Genomic DNA, 260 nt, shown 5'->3' with positions numbered 1-260 from the left:
ATACTCAGGCAGCCCGAAGGCCAGCAGATGCCCGGCATTCGACGCGAGCACGCGGCACAGATCGCCGTGCCCGTCGAGCGCGATGCCGTAGAACTCCGACTCCGGCATCCAGTACTTCTCTTCCACGCAGCGGCGGATTTTCGCGGCGCGGCCCGCGTAGCGCGCGGCGTCCTCGATCAGACCGCGTTGCGTCGCGAAACGCGACATCGTCTCGAACGCCGCGCTCGCATAAGCCTGCACCTCGACGAGCGCGATCGGCC

1 pseudogene is annotated in these 260 nt (G+C 67.7%); it reads right to left on the bottom strand.

From position 1 onward, the window contains the following. A pseudogene (locus SB751_RS32155) lies at positions 1–260 on the bottom strand (amylo-alpha-1,6-glucosidase); the annotation flags it as partial.

It is taken from the genome of Cupriavidus sp. SIMBA_020 (assembly GCF_046535395.1).
GTDB lineage: Bacteria > Pseudomonadota > Gammaproteobacteria > Burkholderiales > Burkholderiaceae > Cupriavidus > Cupriavidus campinensis.
Note: the sequence above shows the minus strand (reverse complement) of the source record. Positions and strands in the feature narration are given on the sequence as shown.